The organism is Streptomyces sp. NPDC050528 (genome assembly GCF_044457795.1).
In the GTDB taxonomy this organism is placed as follows: Bacteria; Actinomycetota; Actinomycetes; order Streptomycetales; family Streptomycetaceae; genus Streptomyces.
Genome location: NZ_JBITHH010000008.1, coordinates 201,243 through 224,277 on the forward strand (window position 1 = coordinate 201,243; position 23,035 = coordinate 224,277).

Below are 23,035 nucleotides of genomic sequence, written 5' to 3' on the forward strand. Positions count from 1 at the left end.
GAAGACCGCGATGACCACCACCTTGGGAACCCTCGGAACCCTGGACCCCCTGGAGCCCGCGCTGTCGGTGCGCCAGATCCTCGGCCTGGAACGGGTCCTCGCCGGGGAACCCGAGGTGGTGGCCGGCGCGAGCCAACTCGACCGCGCCGTACGGTGGGTGCATGTCGCCGAGGCCGCCGACGTCGGTGTGATGCTCACCGGCGGCGAGATGGTCCTCACCACCGGCGTCCTCCTCGCCGGTGACGAGGCGGCCCAGGCCGAGTACATCCAGTCCCTGCACCGCGCGGAGGCGGCGGCCGTCGTACTCGGCCTGGGCCGGGCCTTCCCCGCCCCGCCGGACGTGATGCGCCGGGCCGCCGAGCGGTGCGGACTGCCCATGGTGGTGCTCCACCGCCCCTTCCCCTTCGCGGAGTTGACGGAAGAGGTCCAATCCCGGCTGGTACGGCGGAAGTTCGCCGCCGTCAGCCTCTCCGAGGCCGTACGGACCGCGCTCACCGGACTCATCACCGGCGGCGCCCCGCTGCAGAGCCTGCTCGACGAGGTTGCCACACACAGCGCCTGCCCGGTCGTCGTCACCAACCTCGCGCACCGCGTCCTCGCCACGGCGGGGGAGCGGTCGGCCGTGGACGACGTGCTGCGCGACTGGGAGCGCATCGCGCGGCAGGCCGGTGGCAGCGAGGGAGACGGCTGGATCCGCGCCGAACTGGGCGGGCGAGGGGAGCGGTGGGGCCAGATCATGCTGTGCGGCTACCGCGGCGACACCGCCACCGGACGCCTCCTCGCCGACCGCGCCGCCGAGGCCCTCGTCCTGCACCGCATGCTCGGCGGCTCCGCCCACACCTGGGAGGAACAGTCCGCCCAGAGCCTGCTGACCGACCTGGCGAGCGGCGTCGTACCGGCCCGCCAACTCCTGCCCCGCGCCCGCGCGGCCGGACTCCCCGTCAACCGGCGCACCTTCGTCCCGATGGTCGTACGCGACGGTGACACAGCCCAACTCGACCGGGTTCTACGGCTGTTGGGGCTCCCCGGACTCGTCGCCGAACTGGCCGAAGGCGTCACCGCCGTCCTCCTCAGCCTGCCCCGCGACCAGGACGCGGACGCCCTCGCCGCGCACTTCGCGAGCCGACTGCGCACCGAGTCGGGGTCGTTGAAGGCGGTAGTGGCCGCCGCCGGGCAGCGCACCGTCTGGGACGACGTGCCCGCAGGGCTCCGCGAGGCACAGCACGTCGCCGACGCCGTGGCCGACTCCAGCGACGCCCTCGACCTCCCGGCCGTCGTACGCCTCAAGGACGTTCATCTGCGGGGCCTGATCCGGCTGTTGAGGGACGACCCGCAGGTGCAGTCCTTCGCGGAGCGGGAGTTGGACGGGCTGCTGTGCGCGGCCGACGAGGATCTGCTCGCCGTCCTGCGCACCTATCTGGCCACCGGCCGCAACAAGTCGCGCACCGCGCAGCTCCACCACGTCTCGCGGCCCGCGCTGTACCGCCGGCTGGAGGCGATAGAGGGGCGGCTCGGGGTGGACCTCGACGACTTCGAGCAGGCGGCATCGGTGCACATCGCGCTCCTCGCGCACGACGCGCAACAGGGGTGAAACATGGGACTACCTGGGAAAACGGCGGTGAAACATGCGCCCACGACAGGGTGACACCGTGGAACGCCGCGCGCCCGCAGACGTGACACCGTGCACCTCAAACCCGACATCAGGACTTCCTAGGCTCCTCGCACACCTAGCGACCGGAGGTCCCGATGAGCACAGTGATTCGTGCCGCTCTCTTCCAGACAGCCTGGACGGGCGACAAGGAGTCCATGATCCAGGTACACGAGCAGGCGGTCCGCGACGCGGCCGCGCAGGGTGCTCAAGTCCTGTGCTTCCAGGAGCTGTTCTACGGACCGTACTTCTGCCAGGTCCAGGACAAGGCGTTCTACGAGTACGCCGAGGCGATCCCGGACGGCCCGATCGTCAAGCGCTTCCAGGCGCTGGCCAAGGAGCACGGCATCGTCCTGGTCCTGCCGATGTACGAGGAGGAGCAGCCCGGCGTCCTCTACAACACGGCCGCCGTGATCGACGCGGACGGCTCGTACCTGGGCAAGTACCGCAAGCACCACATCCCCCAAGTCCCCGGATTCTGGGAGAAGTTCTACTTCCGCCCGGGCAACAGCGGCTGGCCGATCTTCGACACCAAGGTCGGCAAGATCGGTGTCTACATCTGCTACGACCGCCACTTCCCGGAGGGCTGGCGTGCGCTGGGCCTCGCCGGTGCGGAGATCGTCTTCAACCCGTCGGCCACCTCGCGCGGCCTGTCCGCCTACCTCTGGCAGCTGGAACAGCCCGCCGCCGCTGCCGCCAACGAGTACTTCGTGGGCGCCATCAACCGTGTCGGCGTAGAGGAGTTGGGCGACAACGACTTCTACGGCACGACGTACTTCGTCGACCCGGAGGCCCAGTTCGTCGGCGAGGTGGCCAGCGACAAGGAGCCCGAACTCGTCGTCCGCGACCTGGACTTGGCGAAACTCCGCGAAGTCCGCGACCGCTGGCAGTTCTACCGCGACCGCCGCCCGGACGCGTACGGCCCCTTGACCGCCCCGTAACTCGGATGGTTTCCGCGCCCCTTTTGGGAGGGCGCAGCCCTTCCCAAAAGGGGCGCGGGGCAGCGTCCATTAGCGGCTTCGCCGCGGGGCGCGACCAGCCCCCACAGACCCGCACCCGACAACCCAAACGACCCGCACCCGACGACAACCCAGCGGAGTCAAAATGAGCACCCGTACCGTCATCCGCGGCGGCCTAGTAATCACCGCGTCCGACGAACTCCACGCCGACGTCCTGATCGAGGACGGCCGCATCGCCGCCCTCGCCACCTCCGGCACCGCCGTCGCCGAGGGCTGGACCGCCGAGCGGGTCATCGACGCCACCGGGAAGTACGTCATCCCAGGCGGAGTCGACGCCCACACCCACATGGAGATGCCGTTCGGCGGAACGAAGGCGGCGGACACCTTCGAGACCGGCACGAGGGCCGCCGCCTGGGGCGGTACGACGACCATCGTCGACTTCGCCATCCAGAGCGTCGGCGGAGCCCTCCGCGAGGGCCTCGACGCCTGGCACGCCAAGGCCGAGGGCAACTGCGCCATCGACTACGGCTTCCACATGATCGTCTCCGACGTCAACGAGGACACCCTCAAGGAGATGGACCTGCTGGTGCAGGAGGGCGTCACCTCCTTCAAGCAGTTCATGGCCTACCCGGGCGTCTTCTACAGCGACGACGGCCAGATCCTCCGCGCCATGCAACGCGCCGCCGACAACGGCGGGTTGATCATGATGCACGCCGAGAACGGCATCGCGATCGACGTCCTCGTCGAGCAGGCGCTGGCCCGCGGCGAGCGGGACCCCCGCTACCACGGCGAGGTCCGCAAGGCCCTCCTCGAAGCCGAGGCCACCCACCGCGCCATCAAGCTCGCGCAGGTCGCCGGCGCTCCGCTGTACGTCGTGCACGTCTCCGCGATGGAGGCGGTCGCCGAGCTGGCCAAGGCGCGCGACGAGGGCCTCCCCGTCTTCGGCGAGACCTGTCCGCAGTACCTGTTCCTCTCCACCGACAACCTCGCCGAGCCCGACTTCGAGGGCGCGAAGTACGTGTGCAGCACGCCCCTTCGGCCGAAGGAGCACCAGGCCAAGCTCTGGCAGGGCCTGCGCACCAACGACCTCCAGGTGGTCTCCACCGACCACTGCCCCTTCTGCTTCGTGGGCCAGAAGGAGCTGGGACGCGGGGACTTCTCGAAGATCCCGAACGGCATGCCGGGCGTCGAGAACCGCATGGACCTGCTCCACCAAGGCGTCGTCGACGGGCACATCAGCCGCCGCCGCTGGATCGAGATCGCCTGCGCCTCCCCGGCGCGGATGTTCGGCCTCTACCCGAAGAAGGGCACCATCGCCCCGGGCGCCGACGCCGACGTCGTCATCTACGACCCGAACGCCGAGCAGATCGTCTCCGCCGAGACGCACCACATGAACGTCGACTACTCGGCGTACGAGGGCAAGCGCCTCACCGGCCGCGTCGAGACCGTCCTCTCGCGCGGCGAACTCGTCATCACCGAGCGGGAGTACACCGGGCACGCGGGCCACGGCGTCTACACCCCGCGCTCCACCAGTCAGTACCTCAACTAGGAGTGGCGCACATGGACTTCGGACTCGTCCTGCAGACCGACCCGCCGGCCTCGCGGGTCATCAGCCTGATGAAGCGCGCCGAGCGCAACGGCTTCACCTACGGCTGGACCTTCGACTCCGCCGTGCTGTGGCAGGAGCCGTTCGTGATCTACAGTCAGATCCTGGCCAACACCACGAAGTTGACGGTCGGCCCGATGGTCACCAACCCGGGCACCCGCACCTGGGAGGTCACCGCCTCCACCTTCGCCACCCTGAACGACATGTTCGGCAACCGCACGGTCTGCGGCATCGGCCGCGGCGACTCCGCGATGCGCGTCGCGGGCCGGACTCCCAACACCCTGGCCCGGATCAGCGAGGCCATGAAGGTCATCAGGGCGCTCGGCTCCGGCCAGGAGGCGGACCTCGGCGGTACGGTCATCAAGTTCCCCTGGGCCAAGGAGGACGCCCAACTCCCGGTCTGGATGGCCGCGTACGGCCCCAAGGCGCTGAAGATGACGGGCGAGGAGGCCGACGGCTTCATCCTCCAGCTCTCGGACCTCTACCTCACCGAGTACATGGTGAAGGCGGTCAAGGACGCGGCCGTTGCCGCCGGACGCGACCCCTCCGACGTCAAGATCTGCGTCGCCGCCCCGGCCTACGTCACCGAGGACGACTCGCCCGAGGCACTCGCCCACGCCCGCGACCAGTGCCGCTGGTTCGGCGGCATGGTCGGCAACCACGTCGCCGACCTCGTCTCCAAGTACGGCGAGCACTCCGCCGCCGTACCCGAGGAACTCACGGACTACATCAAGGCCCGTGAGGGGTACGACTATTCGCACCACGGTCGCTCCGACAACCCCGACACCGCCTTCGTGCCCGACGAGATCGTCGACCGGTTCTGCATCATCGGATCGGCCGAGAAGCAGATCGAAAAGCTCAACGCCCTCAAGGAGTTGGGCGTCGACCAGTTCGCCGTCTACGACATGCACGACGCACAGGAAGCCACGATCGACGCCTACGGGTCGAAGGTGATCCCGGCCGTCAACGGCTGACGTACCCCCGCACCACCGCTCGACTCCCCGTCCCCCCACTCCAGTTCTCCCCCTCCCCACCGTCCTGGGGAGGGGGGCCGGAGCCCCCGCACGGCCTTTCCGGATCCGCCCCTCGTTTGATTGGCCTGCCCATGACCGACACCGCTCCCACGGCCATACCGCCGACCGCTCAAGTCACCCTCGCCGACGGGCGGGTGGAGCTCGCCCCGGGGTCTCCGCTGCCCAGCGGGCCGTACGCCAACGACGACCTGCTGCCGGTTCCCGTCGAGAAGCGCACCTGGACCACGTACAACTTCTCCGCGCTGTGGGTCGGCATGGCCCACAACACGGCTTCCTGGACGCTCGCTTCGGGTCTCATCGCCGTCGGCATGGACTGGAAGCAGGCGGTGTTCACCATCGCCCTGGCCAACCTGATCGTGCTCGTGCCGATGCTGCTCACCGGGCACGCGGGGCCGAAGTACGGCATTCCCTTCCCGGTCTTCGCGCGTGCCTCGTTCGGGGTGCGCGGCGCCAACCTCCCTGCTGTCGTAAGGGCGTTGGTGGCCTGCGGCTGGTTCGGCATCCAGACCTGGATCGGCGGTGAGGCGATCTACTTCCTCGCCGGCAAGCTGATCGGGGACAGCTGGGCCAACGCCTCGCACATCGGCGGGTACGCCTGGACGATGTGGCTGTCGTTCGCGCTGTTCTGGGTGCTCCAAGTGGCCATCATCTACCGGGGGATGGAGACGATCCGCCGCTTCGAGAACTGGGCGGCGCCCTTCGTGCTCGTCGGCGCGTTCGTGATGCTGTGGTGGATGAGCAGCAAGGCCGGCGGCTTCGGTCCGCTCTTCGACCAGCCGTCCAAGCTCGGTTGGGGCGGCAGCTTCTGGAAGCTGTTCTGGCCCTCGCTGATGGGCATGATCGGCTTCTGGTCCACGCTGTCCCTGAACATCCCGGACTTCACCCGCTACGGCAAGAGCCAGAAGGCCCAGACGTGGGGCCAGGCGCTCGGCCTGCCGACCACCATGACCCTGTTCGCGTTCCTGTCGGTGATGGTCACCTCCGGTTCGCAGGCGGTCTACGGCACGGCGATCTGGGACCCGGTGCAGCTGGCGGCGAAGACGGACAATGTCGTAGGCCTGCTGTACGCGTTGGTGACGGTGCTGGTCGCGACCCTGTCCGTGAACATCGCGGCCAACCTGGTCTCGCCCGCCTTCGACTTCTCCAACATCGCGCCCCGGAAGATCAGTTTCCGCACCGGCGCCCTCGTGACCAGCGTCCTCGCGGTGCTGATCTTCCCGTGGAAGCTGTACTCCGACCCGCAGGGCTACATCTTCACCTGGCTCGGTCTGGTCGGCGGTCTGCTCGGCACGGTGGCCGGCATCCTCATCGCCGACTACTGGGTCCTGCGCCGCGGCAAGCTCGACCTCGCCGACCTGTACCGCGCGGGCGGCCGCTACTGGTACGACGGCGGCTGGAACTGGCGGGCGGTCGTCGCCTTCGTGGTGGGTGGCGTCCTCGCCGTCGGCGGCGCCGACTTCCACCCGCTGATCGACGGCCGGCCCATCCCGGCCCTGTCCTCGCTCGCCGACTACGGCTGGGCCGTGGGCCTGGGCACGTCGATGGTGCTCTACGTAGTGCTCACTTTGCTGACCGGGAAGCAGCCGGCACCGGTGACGGAAACGGCGCCGGAGCCCGTCGAGGCGTAAGGACTCCGCACGTGGGGGGCGGTCGAGGCTAGCTGGCCTTGCCGCCCTCCAGTGCGGTCACCGCCTCCTTGGCGGCCTTGATCGCACCCTTGTTGATGACGTCCGTACTCGGCGCCTTCTTGTTCTCGAAGTCGCTGCCGTTGTACGTGATCGTCACCAGCGCGTTGCCCGCGCGGACGACGACCGTGCCCTCACGCGTCTGCTGCTTGTCCTCCGTGGTGAGGTTCACGATGGAGTAGGCCGAGTCGCCGAGTCCGGGGACGTCCCCGCCGCCGCTCTTCTCCGTGGTCGTCTCGGAGTACGACTTCTGTGCCGCCGCGTCCGATTCCGTGATCTCGTACGACACGTCGAGCCAGCGGTAGTCGTATCCCTTGAGCGCGTTCCACGAGCAGGTGCGGCGCACCTTCGTGTCCGTCGACGGGATCTCCTTGCCGGCCGTCTTCGCGCCCGGGACCAGCGACTTGATCGTCGCCACCGTCACACTTCCGCACGGGGCGGGGGAGGTGGAGTACGCCTTGGCCACGGGGGCCGTCGACGGAGCGGAGGCCCCGGACGAGGCGTCGGCCTCGGGCGTCGACTTGTGGTCGGCGGTCGTCGTCGCGGCGAACGGCCCGGACGTCAGGGCCCAGCCCATCGCGGCGAGCACGACGACCGGCGACAGACGCGCGGTGAGAGCGAGCGGCAGAGGAAGAGAACGCAAGTCGCACTTCTCGTGGGGGATCACGTGCGGAGCGAGTCCGCACTGCGGACGGGGACGGCCAGTGTCACATGACTCCCTGTGAGGCGGAAGTGTGAACTCGCTCCGTACCTGTGCGGTGACACAGCCTCACTGTCGACGCGTTGTGTGTCCCCAAATGTCCCTCCCCTGCGGGTGCCTTAGGGTCGGGTGACGGGCGCGCGCATCGTCGTCTCGATCCGTTCGACGGCCGCGAACGCCCCGTACGCGATCAGCCGCACGAGACTCGCGTCACTGTGCCGTGCTCCGCGCCAGGCGGCCACGTCCTCGTCCGTGATCCGGTACGGCGCGAGCGCGGCCAGCACCGCGAGCCGTGCCGCCGGCCGCTCCCGCCGGTTCGGGAAGCCCCGCAGCACGACCGGCGGATGCGACCCGTCCCAGGCCCACAGCGTCTCCCGTACGAGGGTCCGGTCGTCCGCGTCGAGCAGCTCGGCGCCCGCGAGCGCGGCGGTGCGGAGGGCGTCGTAGGCCGGGCCCACCGGGGTTCCGGCGGCCCAGTCCGGGCCGGGTCCCGGTGCGTCGAGCAGCGGGAGTGCCGCCCCTGGTACGGCGGTCCGGCGCACGGTGCGGGAGACGGAGCGGCCCGCGAGGCTGCGTACCGCCCGGAACCGCTGGGCGTTGCCCGGCAGGAGCTGTTCGGTCAGCAGGGCCGACACGACGCGGTTGATGAAGTGGAAGGCGAGGGCGGTGCCCAGGTAGGCGGGCGCCTGTTCACGCGGGAACGGGTACGGCGTCAGGGCCGCGCCCGGGACCCGCGTCCGGCGGCCCCAGTCGAGCACGCGCGCGTGGACGTCGTTCTCCGGTGTGCCGCCCCGGGCCAGGTGCTCGGCGAGGGCGTGGTCGCCGGTGGCGTGCAGCAGGACGGTGTGCGCGTCCGCGCAGAACGGGCACTTGTTGGCGAGCGAGACCCCGAGCGCGGCCAGCTCCTTGCCGGTACGGCTGCCGGCGCCCGCGATCAGCGACTCGCGCATCAACGCCCAGGCGGGCGCCAGGAGTTCGGGTACGGAGGACAGGACCACGAAGGTCGGGGGCTGTTCGATCCCGAAGTCGACGGCGATCTGCTCGAAGACCTCGGCGGTGCGGCCGGTGGCCGACTTGGGCGACGGGGGCCGGGTGTGCCGGAAGGGTGTGGACATGGCAGCAGCGTGCGCGGCCGGGGTGGTCCGGGTCGTCGTACGGGCGAAGGCAGTTGGGGCTACGACGGGGAGGTCCGGGGCGGCGCGGAGTACTACGGGGGGAGTAGTGCGGGAGTTGTCCACAGGGCTGACGCCCGTGTCGGCGCGGCGGTCTAGTGTGCCGACATGAGCGGGTTCCCGGTCGATGTGACCCCACGCAGGCGCCTCGCCGACGCGTCCCTCGCGGTCGTGATCGGCGTCCTCGTCGTGGTCGTCGCGGCCTTCGACGCGGACACGACCGCCCTCGACTACGCGCTGATGGCCCTGGCGTCGGCGGCGCTTGCGTTCTACCAGACGGCGCCCCGGGCGGTCCTCGCGGTGACCGCGGCGGCGGAGGCGGCCTACGTCCTGCACGCGCACCCGGGGCCGGTCGCCGGTCTGCCCGTCTTCGCCGCCATGCACACGGCGGCCCGCGCGGGACACCGCGGTACGGCGGCCGCGGGCGGCGGGGTGTTCCTGGTGGCGTACTTCGCGACCGGGCCGACGACCCAGCAGGTGGTCGAGCGGACCGCGCTGCTGGCCGGCTGGTTCCTGTGCGCGGTGATCACCGGCCTCGCCGACCGCAACTGGCGGGCGTATCTGCGCCAGACCGAACAGCGGGCCCTGGAGGCCGAACGCACCCGCGAGGAGGCCGCGTTGCGCCGCGCGGGCGAGGAACGCCTGCGCATAGCAAGGGAGTTGCACGACTCCCTCACCCACAGCATCTCGATCGTCAAGCTCCAGGCGGGAGTTGCCGTCCACCTCGCCCGCAAGCGCGGCGAGGAGGTGCCGCCCGCGCTGCTCGCCATCCAGGAGGCGGGCGGCGAGGCGATGCGCGAACTGCGGGCCACCCTGGAGATCCTGCGCACCACCGAGGAGCCCACCGGCACGCCCGCACTGCTCGTCGAACGGGCCTGCGCGGCGGGCCTCGCCGTCGAACTCGCGGTGACCGGCGAGGAACGCCCCCTCGCCGCGACCGTCGACCGCGCGGTGTACCGCATCGTCCAGGAGGCCCTCACCAACGCGGCCCGGCACGCGGGACCGGCGAAGATCAACGTCCAACTCGACTACGGAGACGTCGACTTGACGATCCGGGTGGAGGACGACGGAGCTGCCGACCCCGACTGCCCGCCGCAGCCGGGCATCGGCCTCACCGGCATGCGCGAGCGTGTCACCGCGTTGGGCGGCACGTTGCACACCGCCCCGCGCGCGGAGGGTGGCTTCGCCGTACGGGCCGAACTGCCACTGGGGGAGACGGGATGATCCGGGTCGCGGTCGTCGACGACCAGGCGCTGATGCGCGCGGGCTTCCGCGCCCTCCTCGACGCCGAGGACGGCATCGAGGTGGTCGGCGAGGCGGCCGACGGCGAACAGGGTGTGGCCCTCGTCCGCGCCCAACTCCCGGACATCGCGCTGATCGACGTACAGATGCCGGTGATGACGGGCATCGAGGCGACCCGCCTGATCGCCGCCGACCCGGCACTCTCCGCCGTCCGGGTCGTCATCCTCACCAACTACGGCCTGGACGAGTACGTCTTCGAGGCGCTGCGCGCGGGCGCCAGCGGCTTCCTCCTCAAGGACACCGACCCGGCGGACCTCCTCCAGGCGATCGAGGTCGTCGCGGGCGGCGAGGCGCTCCTGTCCCCGGCCGTCACCCGCACCCTCATCGGCGAGTTCGTCTCCCGGCCGCCGGACCGCTCCACCGTGCACGGTCTGGAACACCTCACCCGCCGCGAACGCGAGGTCACCGCGCTGGCCGCGCGCGGTCTCACCAACGAGGAGATCGCCGCCCACATGGTCATCAGCCCGTTCACGGCGAAGACCCACATCAGCCGGGCGATGACCAAACTCGCGGCCCGCGACCGGGCCCAACTCGTCGTGTTCGCCTACGAGTCGGGGCTGGTGACGGCCCGCGCACCGGAATCCCGTTGCGCGCCGGACACGCCGGATCACACCCTGGGGCGATGACCGAGACGACACGCGCGCAAGACCCCGCCGTCCGTGTTCGCGAGGAGATCCTCGCCTACTACGCCCAGGGCAAGGAGGACGCCCGCCTCAGACAGGGCTCCGACCGCCTGGAGTTCTGGCGCACCCAGGACGTACTGCGGCGCCTGCTGCCGACGGCTCCCGCGAAGGTGCTGGACGTCGGCGGAGGCAGCGGTGTCCACGCCGAGTGGCTCGCGCGGGACGGGTACGAGGTTGAACTCGTCGACCCCGTACCGCTGCACGTGGAGCAGGCGGGGCGGCTGCCGGGGGTCACCGCCTGCGCCGGGGACGCCAGAGAACTGCCCGCCCAAGACACGTCGTACGACGTGGTGTTGCTGCTCGGGCCGCTGTACCACCTGCCCGAACGGGCCGACCGCGTACGGGCGTTGAGCGAGGCGCGCCGGGTGGTGCGGCCGGGCGGGCTGGTGGTCGCGGCGACGATCAACCGGTTCGCGGGACTGCACGACATGCTCAGGCAGGAGCTGTACTTCATCGAGCCGCACCGCACGCGGATCGACCGTGAGATGGAGGAGGGCCGTCACGACTCCGAGGACGGCGGCCATTTCACGACCGCCTACTTCGCCCAACCCCACGAAGCCCCCGAGGAGTTCGCGGACGCGGCACTCACCGTAGAGGGCCAGTACGGCCTCGAAGGCGTCGCCTGGCTGATGGGCGGCATCGAGGACTGGCTGGACGACCCGGACCGCCGCGAGGCCGTTCTGACAGCCACCCGCCACGTCGAGTCCGAGCCCACCTTGATCGGCACCAGCGGTCATCTGCTCACGGCGGGCCGACGCAACTCCTAGTGGGGCGGGTGGTGTTGGGGGAGCGTTCGGCGGCCGGTACCCGGCGCGCAAGCCCGCCGTACCGCAGCCGTCCGTAGCGTGACGCCGTTCCTGTACTCGGCATTGGAGCGGACATGGACAGCTCTCCCACGGGCGACAGAGGCCTCGACGACCACGAGCGGCACGCGGCGGGCTGTGAGTGTCCCCGCACCGCGGACCTCGACGGCGACGGCGTCGCCGCGTCGAGCCGCCGGACGTTCCTGCACCGCGCCGGCGCGCTCGGCGCGGGAACGGCCGCCGCGGGGCTGCTGGGCGCGGCTCCCGCGTACGCGAACGGCGGTGGCGGGGACGACGATCCGTATGGTCGGACAACGATGTCACCGGTCCCGCGCGGGAGTTGGGACCCCGATCCGGACAACCCCCGGTTCACCGTCGTCGTGATGCCCGACACGCAGTACATGTTCGACCAGGACCGCATCCACCCGGTGCCCATGGAGGCGTCGTTCCGCTACGTCCTCGATCCGGCGCGGCGCGCGGGCGGCAACGACGAGAACATCGTGTTCCTCGCGCACCTCGGTGACGTGACGCAGAACGGGCTCGCCGGGGAGTACGCGGCGGTCACCAAGGTGTTCGACATGCTGGACCGCGCGGGTGCCTCGTACGGCGTGCTGGCCGGCAACCACGACGTCTCCGCCGACGACCAGCGGGGCCGTACCCCCTACCTGGACACCTTCAGCCCGGCCCGCGCGAAGAAGACGCCGGGCTACCACTCCTCCAGCCCCGACGGCTACAACACCGCGCACATCTTCCGTGCGGGCGGCCGGAGTTGGATGCTTCTGTCGCTCGACTGGCGCCTGTCCGCGAAGGGGTTCGCGTGGGCCAACGCGGTCATCGCGGAGAACCCGACGCTGCCGGTGATCGTCACCACGCACGAGATCGTCGGCGCGGACGACGACGGCGTCGCCGAACTCTCCGGCTACGGACAGCAGTTGTGGGACGGCCTGATCAAGGACAACGATCAGATCTTCCTCACCCTCAACGGCCACTACTGGCCGCCCGGCAGCACCGTGCTGAAGAACAGCGCGGGCAACGACGTCCATCTGCACATCACCAACTACCAGGACCGCTACTACGGCGGCGCGGGCATGATCCGCTCCTACCGCTTCGATCTCGACCGGGGCATGATCGACGTCGCGACCTTCTCGCCGTGGATCCGCGAACTGGCGGAGAAGGGCGAGGCGAACGCCCTCGCGGCGAAGGAACTCGAACTCACCTCGAAGGTCGACTACTTCTCGATGGGGATCGACTTCGAGAAGCGCTTCGCCGGGTTCGCGCCGGTCCCGCCGCGCAAGTCCCGCCCCGCGCGCCGGATGCTGCTGCCGGGCACGCTGGCCTACTGGCGGTTCGACGAGGGCGGCACGGCCGGCACCGACGTCGCCTCCGGCACGGTCGTCAAGGACCAGGCGGGCCACGGCAACGACCTCGTCCTCAAGACCGTCCCCGGCGCCCCCGCGCACGCGCTCACCTGGACCGGCGACCACCACCCGGACCAACCCGCCCACGCGGGGCTGGTGTTCGCGGGCCAGGGCAACCCGGTCAGCGGCGCGTACCTCCAGACCGTCGACCAGGCACCGCTCAACCGCGAGACCTTCGACCGCGGCTTCACCTTCGAGGTGTTCTTCAAGGTTCCGGCCGACTGGGACGGCGGCCGCAACGGCTGGTCCTCGATGCTCAGCCGCGCGGGCACGGCGGCCCAGGCGGGCAAGAACGGCCCCTCCGCCACCGCCGACGAACCCGTCCTGACCATCAGCCTGTCCAGCTCCATCGAACTCCAGTGGAACGCCTACCCGCTCAACCAGAACGGCGCCACCACCGCCTGGAGCCACCTCCTCCAGCAGGAGGAGTGGTGGCACGTCGCCGTCGCCAACGACGGCCGTATCAGCAAGCTCTACGTCAACGGCTGCGAGGAGGGCCGCAACCCGACCAGCGCGGCGGTCGGCCTGACCACCCTCAACATGCCGTTCCTGCTGGGCGGTTACCAGTGGGCGGGCGCGGTCAGCCAGGTCTTCCACGGGACCATCGGCGACGTCCGGATCAGCAACCGGGCGCTGAAGCCGGGGCAGTTCATGAACGCCTAGGTTCCCCGGATTCCGCCGTTCTGTAGATTTTCCGTATGTTCACCACCCGACCCACGCTCCAGGGCACCTTCGGCATGGTGTCCTCCACCCACTGGCTGGCCTCGCAGTCGGCGATGGCCGTCCTGGAGGACGGCGGCAACGCGTACGACGCCGCCGTCGCCGGGGCGTTCGTGCTGCACGTCGTGGAACCCCACCTCAACGGACCCGCCGGTGAGGTGCCCATCCTCCTCGCCCCGGTGGGCGGGGAGGTGCGGGTGCTGTGCGGTCAGGGCGTCGCCCCGGCCGGAGCGACAATCGAGCACTACAGGGCACTCGGTTTGGATCTCGTACCCGGTACAGGGCCCCTCGCGGCGGCCGTCCCGGGCGCCTTCGACGCCTGGATGCTCCTCCTCAGGGACTACGGCACGAAGCCCCTGGCCGACGTCCTGAAGTACGGCATCGGGTACGCCGAGGACGGCCACGCGTGCGTGGAGAACGTCGGGGCGACCGTCGAGGCCGTACGGGAGCTGTTCGAGACGGAGTGGACCTCGTCGGCGGACGTGTACCTGCTGGACGGAAAGGCACCCCGGCCCGGCGAGCTGTTCCGCAACCCTGCCCTCGCCGCCACTTGGAAGCGACTCCTTGCCGAGGTCGCCGGGGCGGGGGACCGGGAGGCCCAGATCGAGGCCGCGCGGGAGGTGTGGCGCTCCGGGTTCATCGCCGAGGCCCTCGTACGGCAGGCCGGGCGGCCCACCAAGGACACCAGCGGCGAGCGCCACACCGGCACCCTCACGGCCGCCGACCTGGCCTCCTGGGCCGCGTCCTACGAGGCTCCGGCGACCTACGACTGGAACGGCTGGACGCTCTGCAAGGCCGGCCCCTGGAGCCAGGGCCCGGCCTTCCTCCAGCAACTGGCTCTGCTCCCGGCCGAGTTGCCCGCCTACGAGTCCGCCGACTACGTCCATCTCCTGATCGAGGGCTGCAAGCTCGCGATGGCCGACCGCGAGGCCTGGTACGGGGACGCGGGCGAGGACGCCGTACCCCTGGAGGAGTTGCTGTCGGCGGAGTACAACGGGGCGCGGCGGGAGTTGATCGGCGAGAAGGCGTCGTACGAGCTGCGGCCCGGGAGTCCCGGCGGGCGCGCTCCGCGGCTGTGCGGGCACGCGCGCGTGGTGGCGCCCAAGGAGTCCGGCTTCGACCCGTTGGGGGCGGGGGAGCCGACCGTCGCGGGGGTGAGCGCCGACGGCGGTACCCGGGGCGACACCTGCCACCTCGATGTCGTCGACCGGTGGGGCAACATGATCGCGGCGACGCCCAGTGGCGGCTGGTTGCAGTCCAACCCGGTGGTGCCCGAGCTTGGGTTCCCCCTCGGCACCCGGCTCCAGATGGCCTGGCTGGAGCCCGGTCTGCCCAACTCCCTTGCCCCGGGCCGCCGTCCGCGCACCACGCTGACCCCGTCAATCGCTCTGCGCGACGGAGTGCCGGTGCTGGCGTTCGGGACGCCCGGCGGGGATCAGCAGGACCAGTGGCAGCTGCACTTCTTCCTGGCGGTCGCCACGCGCGCGAAGGCACGCGGCGGACTCGACCTCCAGGGCGCGATCGACGCCCCGAACTGGCACAACGACAGCTTCCCCGGCTCCTTCTACCCGCGCGGCATGCGGCCCGGGAGCGTGACGGTCGAGGCCCGCATGGACGAGGCGGTGGTGGAGGAGCTGCGGCAACGTGGGCATGACGTGACCGTCGGCGACGCGTGGTCCGAAGGGCGGCTGTGCGCGGTCGCCCGGGACCCGGAGGCGGGGATCCTGTCGGCGGCGGCGAACCCGCGGGGCATGCAGGGCTACGCCGTGGGGCGCTGAGCCGCCCGTGGCAGGAGACCGGCGCCCGGTGATCTCCAGCTCCGGGTGTTCATGGTGATTCCACCCGGTGTGCACCGGGCGGGTGGGGATTGTCAGTGACCCGTGCTCTCATGGAGGCATGATCCAAGACACCGAAACCATCGACGAGTTTCTCGCACAGCACTCCGCCGACGTCGAGGAAGCGATCCGCAAGGCGGCCGCGACCGAGATCATGCCCCGCTTCCGGCAGCTCGGCGCGCACGAGATAGACCAGAAGGCCGGCCCGCACGACCTGGTCACGGACGCCGACCGCAACGCCGAGCTGTATCTGACGGAGGTGCTCGGCGCCCTCCTGCCCGGCTCCGTCGTGGTCGGCGAGGAAGCGGTGCACGCCGACCCGTACACGTACGAGGCGCTGCAGGGCGACGCCCCCGTCTGGATAGTCGACCCGGTCGACGGGACCCGCCAGTTCGTGCACGGCGACACCGGCTTCTGCACGCTCGTCGCGCTCGCCCGCCAGGGTGTCCTGCTGGCGTCCTGGACCTACGCCCCCGCCCGCGACCAACTGGCCACGGCCGTGCGGGGCGGCGGCGCCTTCCTCGACGGCGTACGGCTGCGCTCCGGCGCCCCGGACCCCGCCCGGGACCTGGACGTGGCCACCTCCCACCCGGACTACACGACGGACGCCCAGAAGCGCGCCCTGCTCGGCCTGTGGACGGACGGGGTACGCACGCGCCCGTGCGGCTCGGCCGGCCTTGAGTATCTCGCCATCGCCCGGGGCGAGTTGGACGCCACGGCCTTCTCCTGGGAGGCCGCCTGGGACCACGCGGCGGGCCTGCTCCTCGTCGAGGAGGCGGGCGGCGCCCACCTCACGCTCACGGGCGAGCCGTTCCGCATCACCGGTGGGAACGCGCTGCCGTTCACGACGGCCCGGGACGCGGCCACCGCCCGGCGCGTGATCGACCTGCTGAGCGGGTCGTAGGGTCACGGGTTCCGCACACTGGACGGGCTGGCCACGGGATTGTCAGTCCCGCGGCATATCCTGGCCCCGAGTTTGCCATCGGCTGACGAAGGGGTCCGAAGGTGCCGTCGATGCTCGATGCGGTCGTGGTGGGTGCGGGGCCGAACGGACTGACGGCTGCCGTGGAGCTGGCCCGGCGTGGTTTCTCCGTGGCCGTGTTCGAGGCGCGGGACACCGTGGGCGGAGGCGCCCGCACCGAGGAGCTGACCCTCCCCGGCTTCCGGCACGACCCCTGCTCGGCGGCGCACCCGCTCGGTGCCAACTCCCCGGCGTTCCGCGCCCTGCCGCTGGAGCGCTACGGCCTGGAGTGGCTGCACCCCGAGCTGCCCATGGCGCACCCCTTCACCGACGGCAGCGCGGCCGTGCTGTCGCGCTCGGTCGCGGAGACGGCCGCGTCGTTCGGACCGCGTGACGCGGGGGCGTACCGCAGGCTGGTCGAGCCCTTCCTCCCCAAGTGGGACACCCTCGTCCGCGACTTCATGTCCCTGCCGCGCACCGCGTTGCCGCGCGACCCGGTCACCCTCGCCCGCTTCGGCCTGACCGGCCTGCCCCCGTCGACCTGGCTCACCAGCCGTTTCCGGGACGAGCGCGCCAAGACCCTGTTCGCCGGACTCGTCGGCCACGTCATGGCCCCGCTCAGCGGCTTCGCCACCGGCGCGATCGGCCTGGTCTTCGCCCTGTCGGCACACGCGCGTGGCTGGCCGGTGGCCCGCGGCGGCTCCCAGTCCATCTCGGACGCGCTCGCCGCCTACCTGAAGGACCTCGGCGGCGAGATCCACACCGACTACGAGGTCAAGCGCCTCGACGACCTCCCCCCGGCCCGCGCCTACGTCTTCGACACCTCGCCCACGGCCCTGGCGAAGATCGCGGGGTTCGGCGACTACTACGGCAACTACCGTTACGGCGCAGGAGTGTTCAAGGTCGACTACGCCCTCGACGGGCCCGTCCCCTGGACCGCCAAGGAGGCCCGCACCGCCGGCACGGTACAGATCGGCGCCGACAGCACGGAGATCGGCACCGCCCTGCGCGCCGCGTCCCGCGAGAACCGCGCCCCCGAGAAGCCGTTCATGATCACCGTCCAGCCCAGCATCGTCGACCCCACCCGCGCCCCGGCCGGCAAGCAGGTCTTCTGGGCCTACGGCCATGTCCCCAGCGGCTGGACCGGCGACCTCACGGACGCCCTCGAACGCCAACTGGAGCGCTTCGCCCCGGGTTTCCGCGACCGCGTCCTCGCCCGCGCGACCGCGGGCCCACCCGAACTCGCCGCCCGCAACGCCAACTACGTCGGCGGCGACATCGGCACCGGCGCGGTCTCCGGCCTCCAGATCCTGCTGCGCCCGAAGCTCTCCCTCTCTCCCTACGGCACCCCGCACCCCGCCGTCTTCATCTGCTCCTCGGCCACCCCGCCCGGCCCCGGAGTGCACGGCATGTCGGGACACAACGCGGCGAAGGCCGTATGGCGCAGGCTGAGGCAGTCATGACCACCACCATCACCCTCGTCCGGGGCGACATCACCCGCCAGACCGCCGACGCGATCGTCAACGCGGCCAACTCCTCACTCCTGGGCGGCGGGGGAGTCGACGGCGCGATCCACCGCCGGGGCGGCCCCGCGATCCTGGCCGACTGCCGCAAACTCCGTGCCTCGCACTACGGCAAGGGCCTGGCCACGGGCAAGGCGGTCGCGACGACGGCCGGTGAGCTGGACGCGCGGTGGGTGATCCACACGGTGGGACCGGTGTACTCCCGCGAGGAGGACCGCTCGGACCAACTCACCTCCTGCTACCGCGAGTCCCTCCGCGTCGCCGACGAACTCGGCGCCCGTACGGTCGCGTTCCCCGCCGTCTCGGCCGGGATCTTCGGCTGGCCGATGGACGACGCGGCGCGGATCGCCGTAGAGACGGTGCGGACGGCGGAGACGTCGGTCGAGGAGGTCACGTTCGTGCTGTTCGACGAGGCGGCGTACGAGGCGTTCGGTCGGCAGGTCGGCTGACCAACGGTCGTGGCCGTCCGCCCAACTTGCCTGAGAACCCTGGGTAGTTGGGATGGTCCTCACGCGTCGATCACGACATCCTCCAGCGGTTTCGAGCAGCACAGCAGGATCTTGTTCTGGGCGATCTCGCGCGGCCGGATGCCCCCGTTGTGCTGCATGTCGACGGAGCCGGAGAGCAGGGTCGCCTTGCAGGTGCCGCACATGCCCTGGGCGCACGAGGCCGGCAGGCTGAGGCCGGCCCGGGAGGCGGCGGCCAGGAGCGAGGTGTCGGGGTCGCAGTCGAGGGTGCGGCCGCTGCGGGTGAACTCGACCTTGAAACCGGCATCAGCGGCGGTGGCCGCCGAGGCTTCGGCCTGCGTGGCCGGTGTCTCGAAGGTGAAGCTCTCCTCGTGGTAGCGGTCCATGTCGAGGCCCGCGTCCGCCAGCATGTGCCGTACGGCGGCCATGTAGGGGGCGGGACCGCAGGTGAAGACCTCCCGTTCGCGGAAGTCCGGCGCGACCTGCCGGAGCGTCTCGATCGTGAGGCGGCCGCGGTATCCGCCCCAGGGGGCGTACGGGCGGTCCTCCTCGCAGATGTGGACCACGCGGATGTTGGGCGCGGTCGCGGCGATGAGGTCGAGTTCGTGGCGGAAGACGATGTCCGCCGGGGTGCGCGCGCTGTGCACGAACACCACGTCGGCGGGGTCGGCCAGGTCGTACAGCGTCCTGGTCATCGACATCGACGGCGTCACCCCGACGCCTCCGGACAGGAACAGGTACTTGGGCGCCGGGTGCCGGGCTGTGCTGAACTCGCCGAGCGGGCCGTGCGCCCGCACGGTGTCGCCGGGGCGCAGACGGTCGTGCAGCCAGTTCGACACCAGACCGCCCGGGATGCGCTTCACCGTGATCGAGAGCAGGAAGGGGCGGGTGGGCGACGAGGAGATGGTGTAGCAGCGCTGGACCGGCCGGCCGCCGATGTCGAGGGTCAGCGTCAGGAACTGGCCCGGGTCGTGCCGGAACAGCCGGGGCTCGGCGTACTCGAACACGAACGTGGTGACGTCGTGCGTGAGCGGATGCACCTGACGGCACACCAGCAGTTCCTCGGTCTCGGTCATGGCTGGAGCTCCAGGTGTGCCGCGAGCCGGGTCACGTACCAGTTGACGAACGCCTCGACCTGCTCCTCCGTCGGGCCGTACGGGCCCGGTTGGTAGGCAGGGCTGCTGATGCCCTGGTGGGCGCGGGCCACGAGCACCGCGTCCTGGTCGTTCGTCGCCTTCCACACCTTCGTCATCGTGTCGAGGTCGTAGTCGATCCCCTCCACGGCGTCGGCGTGGACGAGCCAGGTGGTGCGGACGAGGGTGCGGTCCGGGCCGAGCGGGATCGTGGAGAACGTGATCGCGTGGTCGGCCATGAAGTGGAACCAGGAGTTGGGCTGAAGGTGCATGGACAGCCGGCCCAGGCGGGCCGTGGGGAAGTCCGCCAGCAGGCGCTTGCAGGCGGCCGTGCCGTCCGGGGTGTAGGACTCCCCGGCCAGGTCGAGGGGTTCGCGCTGGATGCGGAAACCGGTGGGCCGGGTGTCCAGTTCCTCGATCTCGGCGTACGGCAGGCCCAGCGAATCGTAGGTCTTCCGGGCCTCGGCGTCGGCCACCAGGAAGCGCTCGTAGGCGGGGCGCAGCGCGGGCGGGATGTCCTTCTCCTGGTAGCCGTAGATGGGGAAGTAGCAGGCCTGGAGCTCGGGGTGGCCCACGCAGTGGTAGCACTCCCGGTTGTTCTCCATGGTCAGCTTCCAGTTGCCGTTCTCGACCAGGTCGATCTGCGTGGCGACCTTGGCTTTCGCCAGGTTGTGGGGTGCGAGGTACGGCTCGATACGAGCGGCGACCTCGTCGAAGTCGGCGGGCGGTTCGTCGGCCAGGCAGATGAAGACCAGCCCGGCCACCGTGCGCGCGTGCACGGTGCGCAGCCCGAAGCACGACGGGTCGAAGCCGGGTGCCTGGGACTCGGCGTGCAGCAGCCTGCCGTCCACGCCGTACGTCCAACGGTGGTACCCGCACACGATGTTGCCCACCGAGCCGCGCTCCTCGTTGAGGATGCGCGCGCCGCGGTGGCGGCAGACGTTGTGGAAGGCCCGTACGTCCTCGTCGTCGTCGCGCACGACGATGACCGAGTACGACCCGATGGTGACCGTCACGTAGTCGCCGGGTTCGGGGAGCTCCGCCTCGGCGGCCACGAACAGCCAGCTCCGGGCGAAGACGGCCTCGATGTCGAGGTCGAAGAACTCCTCGCTCACATAGAACGGGGCTTCGAGGCTCTGACCGGCGGGACGTCGGGCAACGAGGTCGCCGACGTCGGGGGTCGCTTGCTTCATCTCATCTCTCCGGTACGACGGGGGAGTTGACGTGCGGACGGGGTGGCGCTCAGACCGGCAGACACAGCCGCAGCGCGTCGTAGACCGCGGCGTGCACGGTGCGGGCGGCCACGGCGTCGCCGATGCGGAACAGCTGGTAGTCGCCCGCCTCGTTGCGGACCACCGACTGCTCCTCGTACGCCAGCAGGGCGCGGTGGTCGACCTCGCCGAGGTTGGTCGAGCCGGGGAGGAGCCCGACGTACAACTCGTCGTTGGGCAGAGTCCCGTGCTCCACGATCACGTGGTCCACGGTCCGCTCGGTCTCCGTCTCGGTGTACTCGCTGTAGAGGGTCGCGGTGAGCCGCCCGTCCCCGGTCCGGCGTACGGAGCGCAGCCGCCGGGCGAGGGTGGTGGTGACGTCGTGTTCCGTGAACGCCCGCAGATAAGCAGGGGAGTTCATGCTGCCGACGTCGGGGGCGAGGGTGCGTTCCGGGGTGACGTACTCGATCCGGACGCCGGGCAGCGCGGTGAGGACCTCCACGGCGTCCATCGCCGGGTAGCCGCCGTGGTCGTCGTAGACCAGGATCTCGCCGAGTGGTCGGCGCAGCGCGCCCGTCATCACGTCCCAGGTGTCGGAGACCAGGTCCTCGCCGGCGGTGAGGAAGCCGCGGTTGGGGAGGCCGCCGGTGGCGATGATCACGAGGTCGGGGTGTTCGGCGAGGACGTCGTCGACGTCGGCGTAGGTGCCCAGGCGCAGGTCGACGCCGAGGTGTTTGCACTCGGCGAGGCGCCAGTCGACGATCTGGATCAGGTCGGCCCGGCGCGGGTTGGACGCGGCGAGCCTGATCTGCCCGCCGGGCCGGTCGGCCGCCTCGAACAGGACGACGTCGTGGCCGCGTTCGCCGAGCACACGCGCCGCTTCCAGTCCGGCCGGGCCACCGCCGACCACAACTGCCCTTCTGCGGCGGCCGATTGTGGCGGTGACGAGGTGCGGTACCTGGAGTTCGCGGCCGACGGCGGGGTTGTGGATGCACTTGGTGTCGCCGGAGTCGTAGATCGCGTCCAGGCAGTAACTCGCCCCGACGCAGGGCCGGATGCGGTCCTCCTGGCCTGCCGCCACCTTGGCGACCAGGTGGGGATCGGCGATCTGCGCGCGGGTCATGCCGACCAGGTCGAGCAGTCCTTCGCGCAGCGCGTGCCGTGCGGTGGCGACGTCGGCGATGCGGGCCGCGTGCATCACCGGGACGGAGAGGCGCCGCTTGATCTCGCCGGTGAAGTCCAGGTACGGCCCGAGGGGGGTGCCGATGGACGGGATGGCCTTCGCCAGGGACGCGTCGCTCTCGATGGTGCCGTGGATGACGCTGAGGAAGTCGATGCCGTCGGCGGCGTACTGCTCGGCGGCGGTGAGTGCCTCCTCGCGAGTGAGGCCGCCGGGGCGCGCCTCGTCGAGCGACATCCGGATGCCGACGACGAAGTCCGGGCCGACCGCCTCGCGGACGGCACGGATCACCCGGCGCGGGAACGCCATGCGATGGGCCAGGCTGCCGCCCCACTCGTCGTCGCGGTGGTTGGTCGCGGGGGACAGGAAACTGTCCAACAGGTGGCCGTACGCCTCCAGTTCGATGCCGTCGAGGCCGCCCTCCTTGCAACGGACCGCCGCGGCCGCGTAGTCGGCGACGATCCGGTCCAGGTCCCAGGACTCGGCGGCCTTCGGGAAGGCGCGGTGCGCGGGTTCGCGCAGCGCCGAGGCGGACACCACCGGGAGCCAGTCGCCGGTGAAGTTGCTTGTACGGCGGCCCAGATGGGTGACCTGGCACATCACCGCGGCCCCGGCCTCGTGCACCTCGTCGGCGAGCCGGCGCAGCCACGGCACGATGTCGTCGCGGTACAGGAGCAGGTTGCCGAAGGCCGGCGGGCTGTCGGGCGAGACCACCGCCGAGCCGCCGATCATCGTGAGGCCGACGCCGCCCCGCGCCTTCTCCACGTGGTAGGCCCGGTAGCGGTCCTTGGGCAGGCCGTCCTCGCCGAACGCCGGCTCGTGGGAGGTGCTGACCACCCGGTTGCGCAGGGCGAGGTGCTTGAGCCGGAAGGGCTGGAGCAGGGGATCCAGGACGTGTGAGGGCACAGCGGCGAGTGAGGGCACGGCAGCTCCTCGGGAAAGCTCCGGGCGGATGGTTTCGCTATGCGAAACAGCTCCGCGATACGAAACAAATG

Annotated in this window: 18 protein-coding genes; 13 read left to right on the plus strand and 5 right to left on the minus strand. The window is 70.8% G+C overall.

All coding sequences use genetic code 11. The annotated features are described in order from the left end of the window. The first annotated feature begins 10 nt into the window (after positions 1-10). The 5 genes from ACIBK4_RS27585 to ACIBK4_RS27605 all read left to right on the plus strand — a co-directional run bounded on the left by ACIBK4_RS27585 (position 11) and on the right by ACIBK4_RS27605 (position 6,875). Positions 11-1,591 carry a PucR family transcriptional regulator gene (locus ACIBK4_RS27585; protein WP_398998614.1) on the plus strand — a complete coding sequence of 527 codons (1,581 nt, stop codon included), beginning with the start codon at positions 11-13 and terminating at the stop codon, positions 1,589-1,591. A gap of 155 nt (positions 1,592-1,746) precedes the next feature. Further along, a complete protein-coding gene (locus tag ACIBK4_RS27590) occupies positions 1,747-2,589 on the plus strand; it encodes a nitrilase-related carbon-nitrogen hydrolase (protein WP_019071248.1) in 843 nt (280 codons plus the stop codon). 163 nt (positions 2,590-2,752) lie between these two features. After that, positions 2,753-4,156: a dihydropyrimidinase gene (gene hydA / locus ACIBK4_RS27595; RefSeq protein WP_366429703.1), complete on the plus strand. Its 1,404-nt coding sequence runs from the start codon at positions 2,753-2,755 to the stop codon at positions 4,154-4,156. A gap of 11 nt (positions 4,157-4,167) precedes the next feature. Further along, positions 4,168-5,187 (plus strand): TIGR03842 family LLM class F420-dependent oxidoreductase, encoded by a 1,020-nt coding sequence (locus ACIBK4_RS27600; RefSeq protein WP_398998617.1) that lies wholly within the window; start codon positions 4,168-4,170, stop codon positions 5,185-5,187. A gap of 131 nt (positions 5,188-5,318) precedes the next feature. After that, on the plus strand, positions 5,319-6,875 hold the full coding sequence (locus ACIBK4_RS27605; RefSeq protein ID WP_398998619.1) for an NCS1 family nucleobase:cation symporter-1: 1,557 nt from the start codon (positions 5,319-5,321) through the stop codon (positions 6,873-6,875). A gap of 28 nt (positions 6,876-6,903) precedes the next feature. Here the strand turns inward: ACIBK4_RS27605 and ACIBK4_RS27610 are convergent, their stop codons facing one another. Continuing rightward, positions 6,904-7,575: a hypothetical protein gene (locus tag ACIBK4_RS27610; protein WP_398998621.1), complete on the minus strand. Its 672-nt coding sequence runs from the start codon at positions 7,573-7,575 to the stop codon at positions 6,904-6,906. Positions 7,576-7,751: 176 nt separating this feature from the next. After that, positions 7,752-8,747, minus strand: a complete 996-nt coding sequence (locus ACIBK4_RS27615; RefSeq protein WP_398998623.1) for a carboxymuconolactone decarboxylase family protein — start codon at positions 8,745-8,747, stop codon at positions 7,752-7,754. Positions 8,748-8,912: 165 nt separating this feature from the next. On the opposite strand from ACIBK4_RS27615, the gene ACIBK4_RS27620 reads away from it, so the two are divergent. The 8 genes from ACIBK4_RS27620 (at position 8,913) to ACIBK4_RS27655 (ending at position 18,498) form a co-directional block, all read left to right on the plus strand. After that, complete coding sequence (locus tag ACIBK4_RS27620) at positions 8,913-10,028, plus strand: sensor histidine kinase (protein WP_398998625.1); 1,116 nt, start codon at positions 8,913-8,915, stop codon at positions 10,026-10,028. Continuing rightward, positions 10,025-10,732 carry a response regulator gene (locus ACIBK4_RS27625; protein WP_398998627.1) on the plus strand — a complete coding sequence of 236 codons (708 nt, stop codon included), beginning with the start codon at positions 10,025-10,027 and terminating at the stop codon, positions 10,730-10,732. Before ACIBK4_RS27620 ends, ACIBK4_RS27625 begins: the two co-directional genes overlap by 4 nt. Further along, complete coding sequence (locus ACIBK4_RS27630) at positions 10,729-11,556, plus strand: class I SAM-dependent methyltransferase (protein WP_398998629.1); 828 nt, start codon at positions 10,729-10,731, stop codon at positions 11,554-11,556. The genes ACIBK4_RS27625 and ACIBK4_RS27630 overlap by 4 nt, the downstream gene beginning before the upstream one ends. 113 nt (positions 11,557-11,669) lie before the next feature. Continuing rightward, positions 11,670-13,673 (plus strand): LamG-like jellyroll fold domain-containing protein, encoded by a 2,004-nt coding sequence (locus ACIBK4_RS27635; protein ID WP_398998632.1) that lies wholly within the window; start codon positions 11,670-11,672, stop codon positions 13,671-13,673. Between the two features lie 35 nt (positions 13,674-13,708). Beyond that, positions 13,709-15,508: a gamma-glutamyltransferase family protein gene (locus ACIBK4_RS27640; protein ID WP_398998634.1), complete on the plus strand. Its 1,800-nt coding sequence runs from the start codon at positions 13,709-13,711 to the stop codon at positions 15,506-15,508. A gap of 118 nt (positions 15,509-15,626) precedes the next feature. Then, entirely contained in the window at positions 15,627-16,469 is an 843-nt protein-coding gene (locus ACIBK4_RS27645; protein ID WP_366429713.1) for an inositol monophosphatase family protein, read from the plus strand. Positions 16,470-16,579: 110 nt separating this feature from the next. Then, positions 16,580-17,989: a phytoene desaturase family protein gene (locus ACIBK4_RS27650; RefSeq protein WP_398998636.1), complete on the plus strand. Its 1,410-nt coding sequence runs from the start codon at positions 16,580-16,582 to the stop codon at positions 17,987-17,989. Beyond that, complete coding sequence (locus ACIBK4_RS27655; RefSeq protein ID WP_398998638.1) at positions 17,986-18,498, plus strand: O-acetyl-ADP-ribose deacetylase; 513 nt, start codon at positions 17,986-17,988, stop codon at positions 18,496-18,498. The genes ACIBK4_RS27650 and ACIBK4_RS27655 overlap by 4 nt, the downstream gene beginning before the upstream one ends. A 59-nt stretch (positions 18,499-18,557) precedes the next feature. On the opposite strand, the gene ACIBK4_RS27660 is transcribed toward ACIBK4_RS27655, so the two are convergent. From ACIBK4_RS27660 to ACIBK4_RS27670, 3 genes are read right to left on the minus strand one after another with little or no spacing between them, the layout of a single operon-like run. Further along, on the minus strand, positions 18,558-19,592 hold the full coding sequence (locus ACIBK4_RS27660) for a 2Fe-2S iron-sulfur cluster-binding protein (protein WP_398998640.1): 1,035 nt from the start codon (positions 19,590-19,592) through the stop codon (positions 18,558-18,560). Then, positions 19,589-20,842, minus strand: a complete 1,254-nt coding sequence (locus ACIBK4_RS27665; protein WP_398998642.1) for an aromatic ring-hydroxylating dioxygenase subunit alpha — start codon at positions 20,840-20,842, stop codon at positions 19,589-19,591. Before ACIBK4_RS27665 ends, ACIBK4_RS27660 begins: the two co-directional genes overlap by 4 nt. 49 nt (positions 20,843-20,891) lie before the next feature. Continuing rightward, positions 20,892-22,964 (minus strand): FAD-dependent oxidoreductase, encoded by a 2,073-nt coding sequence (locus ACIBK4_RS27670; protein WP_398998644.1) that lies wholly within the window; start codon positions 22,962-22,964, stop codon positions 20,892-20,894. Between the last annotated feature and the right edge of the window lie 71 nt (positions 22,965-23,035).